This is a genomic window from Promineifilum sp. (SeqCode) (assembly GCF_041918635.1).
Lineage (GTDB): Bacteria > Chloroflexota > Anaerolineae > Promineifilales > Promineifilaceae > Promineifilum.
Genome location: NZ_JAYRVJ010000144.1, coordinates 1 through 5,125 on the forward strand (window position 1 = coordinate 1; position 5,125 = coordinate 5,125).

Genomic DNA, 5,125 nt, shown 5'->3' on the forward strand with positions numbered 1-5,125 from the left:
ATAATCCCTGCCGCCGCGCACGCCCGCCTCGCTGACAATGCGCTCCACCTGATCGGGCGAGGCCGCGGCCAGATCGGCGAAGCTGAGAATGCCGGCCGCCTGAAGGGCCGCCGCCGAACGCGGGCCCAGGCCGTGGATGAGAGTGAGGTTGTCGTTGCTGCGCTGGAAGAGGCGGCCTTGCAGTTCGCTCAGGCCGGTCTGGTTGCCGGTAGCGGCCAACTGGGCCTGGGTGATCCAGTCGGCGTAGTTCACCCGCCGCCAGGCGGGCGCGTTGATGATGCCTACCAGCGTCGCCTCGTCGGTCGCGGCCAGGTCGGCGAACGTCGAGATGCCGCGCTCGCGCAGCTTGGTGGCGTAGACCGGGCCGATGCCCTCGATCGTGGTCAGGTTATCGCCCACCCGTTCGGCGCGCGTCGCGGCGAAGGCTGCCGCCTGGCTGTTCCACAGTTCGAAGGGAATCTGGCGCATTGGGCCGGGCTTGATGATGTCTCGCAACTGCTCGGGGCTGGCCGCGGCCAGATCGTCGTAGGTGCGGATGCCACCCGCGGCCAGAATGGCGGCGAACCGGGGGCCAATGCCGCGGATGCGGGTCAGGTCGTCGCCCCGGGCCGCCACGTCCGCCACGAGCGGCGTCACCTGGCCGGTGTCATATTCGTCGCTGACTTCAACCATCGCGGCCGGCGCTGTATCGATGGCGAAGTTCGGGGTAGCCAGGCCGGGCGCATCGACTGTCTCAGCCAGCGTTGCGTCAATGGCGAAGTCCGAAGCGTCCAGGTCAGGCGCATCGGCCGTCTCGACCGCAATGACGTCCGGAGTGTCGGCCGCCTCAAACAACGCCGTCCGGCTGGCAGGTCGTTCCGCCTCCCATCCGGCCTCGTCGGGCAGCGCGAAGGCCATCACGCCGGCGTCGGGATCGCTCAGATCGGTCACGTGGGGTAGCTCGCTGGATTCATCCAGCACGAGCGCCAGGTCGCCGGCCGCCAGGCGCTCACCCGCTGGCGCGGCGTCAACTTCGCCGGCAACCGCCGCCCCGGCCGCGGCCAGCGCCGCGCCGGCCGTCGCCTCATCCAACCGGCCGCGCAGGGTTTCGTTGTCCGACTCCAGCGCGCGGAATTGGGACTGCCACTGCTGCTCGTTCAGGTTGAGACGCGCCTGCCACTCCCCTTCCACCGTCGCCAGCCGCGACTGGTAATCTCGCTCGGCCGTCTCCAGCCGGCTCTGCCACTCCGCCTCGCGCTCGGCCGCCTCGGCGGTGACCACGCGCCCGTCGGCCGTCACCGGCGGGGCTTGCTCGCCATACTCATCGACCGCGTCGCGCCGCCAGAAAAGCCAATCGATGATCCACTCGACCAGCCAGCCGATGATGAGCCCCAAAATGAGGCCGGTCCAGAAGTTCATGCAGCACCTCCAACCAGACAGACTTTCCTACCACCTTTCCTAAGAGTATATAACGTCTTGCACGATTTCACAGTTTGGCAAAAAGACAGATGAGTTTATTATGGTCAAGTTGATTAGGTATTTATACCTGTTTTCGCCGGCAGATCAAAACGCCCGTTGCAGTGCGTATTTTGTCAATTTATAATGATCATTAGTTCGTCCACATAGGCCCGGCCCTCACCAGGCCCCAGCTGTCTCACGCAAGGAGATAAATAAATATGTCCAGCCTCCATTACCCGCATCGCCCGCATCGCTATGCACGGCTATTCGTCGTCACGCTTGTGCTGGCTCTGCTCATCGGCCTGAGCGCCGGCGTCACCGCCGCACAAGACCCCGTTGAGACAGAAGAACCCACCCCCACCGAGACGGAGCCTGGTGAGGCTCCCATCATCCTCAGCGACACCCGCAGTGGTGACGTACGGACCATTACTATTGAGCTAATGGTTCAAGAGGATACATTCACGACATCCAACCGGCCAACGACCAATTGGGTAACCGCTCCACAGTTGCGGGTCGGTTTCAACCATTCGCTGGGCAACGGCGCGCAACGCATCTTCATGATCTGGAATTTGTCCAGCATCCCGGCCAACGCCGTAATCCAGAACGCGACCCTGGAAGTGCATCTGGCTGGTGCCTCACCGGCCAACGACGCGCCTGTCGGCATTCAGGCCCGCTTCCTCGACTCGCGGTGGGATCCCGCCATCCTGACGTGGAACAACTTCAACCCCAGTTGGGGCGCGGAGATCGGCATCGGACAGGTTCCGTCCACGCCGGGGATCATCCAGGCCAACTTCACCAATGTCGTGCGTGAATGGGTAACCGGCGCGCGCGCCAACCACGGCGTCATGTTCCAGGGACTTGAGGACTCGGTCGCCGCCCGTGAGCGGATCTTCTGGGCGCGGAACGCCAACAACGGCCTGCATCCCCGGCTCCGCGTCACCTATGACGTGGACGTGGCCCCGCCGACCAGCAGCATGACGGCGCTGCCGTCCTGGTCGCGGCCCGGGTTCACGGTGACCTGGAGCGGCGTGGACAACCCCAACCCCGGCGGCACGGGCATCCGCCACTTCGACGTGCAGTCGCGGGCCAACGGCGGGGCGTGGCAGAACTGGCTGACGGCCACCACCAGCACCTCCGCGGTATTCCCCAACGCGCAGAACGGCGTCCTCTATGAGTTCCGCGTCCGCGCCACCGACCGGGCCACGCCGCCTAACGTGGAACCCTTCCCGAACAATCCACAGGCCAGCACGCGCGTGGATAGCCTGCCGCCCGTCGTCAGCATCAACGTGCTGCCGGCCTACACCTTTGCCAACACCTTCACCGTCAGTTGGAGCGGGGCCGATCCCCAGCCGGGCAGCGGCATCGCCTACTTCGACGTGGAGTTCCAGTTGAACGGCGGCCCCTGGCAGCCTTTCGCGCTGAAGACGACGACCACCGCGGGCCAGGTGCTCAACGGTCTGAACGGCCAGACCTACGCCTTCCGGGCACGCGGCGTCGACCTGGTCGGCAACGTGCAGCCGCATAGCGCCGTCGCGCAGTCGCAATCGACCATCTCCCTCGCCAACCCGACGGCCGACATCGTCCCCTTCCCCGCCCAGATCACCGTCACGCCCAACTTCCTCGTGCAGTGGACGCCGGGCACGGCTGGGCCGGGCACGTCGATTGCTAACTACGACCTTCGCTTCCGCTATGCAGGCGGGCCGTGGCAGACCTGGCTGAGCGCCACCACCAGCAACAGCGCCGTCTTCACCGCCACGCTGGGCGATGGCATCTATGACTTCCAGGTACGCGCCCGCGACACCGTCGGCCGCGTCGGCGACTGGACCGGCACGTTCCCCGGCAACGGCATCGTGGTGGACGCGCAAGGCCCCTCCATTGTGCCGCGCACCTTCATCCCCTTCGTCCCGCGGAACTGATCTCCGCCCCGTTCCCTGGAAATGGGCTGAATTGGCCCATTTCCAGGGAACTTTTGCCCACCATCCGGCGTCTTAGAGGCGAGCGCGACAAGAACGCTCGCCTCAGGCCGGGAGCCGGCCTGAACAGTCCTAATAGGGAGTTAAAGAAGAGAATGAAAGCGAACTATGCATGGATGTTGGTCATCCTGACGGTTTTGGCCGTCACCATTGTTGCCTGCTCCCCCGCGGGGGGGCAGGAGCCAATCGCCGCCGAACCGACCACCGAGTCGCAAGGCGAGACGAAGACCCTGTTCGTCGGGCCGGAGCAGGTCGAGTGCACGGGCGTCGGCCCGCAGCTGTGTCTGCAAGTGCGCGAAGACCCGAACGCGGAGTACCTGCTGTTCTACAACACCATCGCGGGTTTCACCTTCGAGCCGGGCTATGAGTATGAACTGCTGGTGCGGGTCGACCCGGTGGCTAACCCGCCGGCCGATGGCTCGTCGCTGGCCTACACGCTGATCGAGGTCGTGAGCCAGACGGCCGTCAGCGGGACGGAAGAGTCCATCACCACGGAGGAAAGCGGAGTGCAAGGCGTACGTTGGGTCTTGGTTTCCTATCTGAACGCGGCCGGCGAGACGGTTGACGCGCTGGCCGACCGGGAAGCGACGTTGGAGTTTCGGGCCGATGGCCAACTCGGTGGCAACGCTAGTTGCAACCAATTCTTCGCCGGCTACACCATCGACGGCGACGCGCTGACGGTCACCCAGGCCGGATCGACGATGATGGCCTGCGAACCGGCCGAGATCATGGATCAGGAAGCGCAGTACCTGAACAACCTGCAAGCGGCGGCGACGTTCGCGGCCACGGCCGAGCAGCTGACCATCGCCAACGCGAATGGCGACGTGGTGCTGACCTTCCGCGCCTCCCAGCCGGCGTCGCTGACTGGGACGAATTGGACGGTCACCAGCTTCAATACTGGCACCGAGGCCGTCACCTCGCTGCTGGCCGACACGACCATGACGGCCACCTTCACCGAGGATGGTCAGCTGAATGGATCGGCCGGCTGCAACAACTTCATGACCAGCTACACGGTCGATGGCGACGCCATCACCATCCAGCCGGCGGCCACGACGCGCAAGATGTGCAATGAGCCGGCGGGCATCATGGAGCAGGAAACGCAGTTCGTGAACGCCCTGGCGACCGCGGCCACCTATCACATCAGCGGCAATAGCCTGGAGCTGCGCACGGCCGACGGGGCGCTGGCGGTGTCCTTCGTCGCTGAGTAAGCGCAGGGGAGCGGGGGAGCAGGGGTGCAGGGGAGCTCAAGCCCTGACCCCACCCCTTCTCGTCATCTGGGATGCGGCGCACTTTCTAAGAGTGCGCCGCATTTCTTTATTCTCCCCCGCTCCCCCGCCCCCCTGCTCCCCTGCACGCTTGCCACTTGCCCCCCCGCTCCAATTCGTCCACAATTCGGCGGCGATAGTAAGGAGTAACGTTACATGTCAGTCAAGTCCGATACGTGGATCCGCAAGATGGCCCTGGAAAAGAGGATGATCGAGCCATTTGTCGATGGGCAGGTGCGCGACGGCGTCATCTCCTACGGCTTGTCCTCCTACGGCTACGACATCCGGGTCAGCAATGAGTTCAAGATCTTCACCAACGTCCATTCCGTCGTCGTAGACCCCAAGCATTTCAACCCCCAATCGTTCATCGACTTTCACGGCGACGTCTGTGTCATCCCGCCCAACTCCTTTGTCCTGGCCCAGACGGTTGAGTACTTCCGCATCCCGCGC

At 64.6% G+C, this 5,125-nt stretch carries 3 protein-coding genes and 1 pseudogene; 3 read left to right on the forward strand and 1 reads right to left on the reverse strand.

What is annotated here, in order from left to right; translation table 11 throughout:
* Positions 1 to 1,398: helix-hairpin-helix domain-containing protein (locus ACE3UY_RS04740; protein ID WP_374686403.1), on the reverse strand; the 1,398-nt coding region annotated here is incomplete at its 3' end.
* 257 nt (positions 1,399 to 1,655) lie between these two features.
* On the opposite strand from ACE3UY_RS04740, the gene ACE3UY_RS04745 reads away from it, so the two are divergent.
* The 3 genes and pseudogenes from ACE3UY_RS04745 to ACE3UY_RS04755 all read left to right on the forward strand — a co-directional run.
* Positions 1,656 to 3,353 carry a DNRLRE domain-containing protein gene (locus tag ACE3UY_RS04745; RefSeq protein WP_374686404.1) on the forward strand — a complete coding sequence of 566 codons (1,698 nt, stop codon included), beginning with the start codon at positions 1,656 to 1,658 and terminating at the stop codon, positions 3,351 to 3,353.
* Between the two features lie 152 nt (positions 3,354 to 3,505).
* Positions 3,506 to 4,618: an META domain-containing protein gene (locus ACE3UY_RS04750; protein WP_374686405.1), complete on the forward strand. Its 1,113-nt coding sequence runs from the start codon at positions 3,506 to 3,508 to the stop codon at positions 4,616 to 4,618.
* A 213-nt stretch (positions 4,619 to 4,831) separates the two neighbouring features.
* A pseudogene (locus ACE3UY_RS04755) lies at positions 4,832 to 5,125 on the forward strand (dCTP deaminase); the annotation flags it as partial.

Coding starts and splice junctions, on each gene's coding strand:
- ACE3UY_RS04750 (WP_374686405.1), top strand. CDS start 3,506: ATGAAAGCGAACTATGCATGGATGTTGGTCATCCTGACGGTTTTGGCC.
- ACE3UY_RS04745 (WP_374686404.1), top strand. CDS start 1,656: ATGTCCAGCCTCCATTACCCGCATCGCCCGCATCGCTATGCACGGCTA.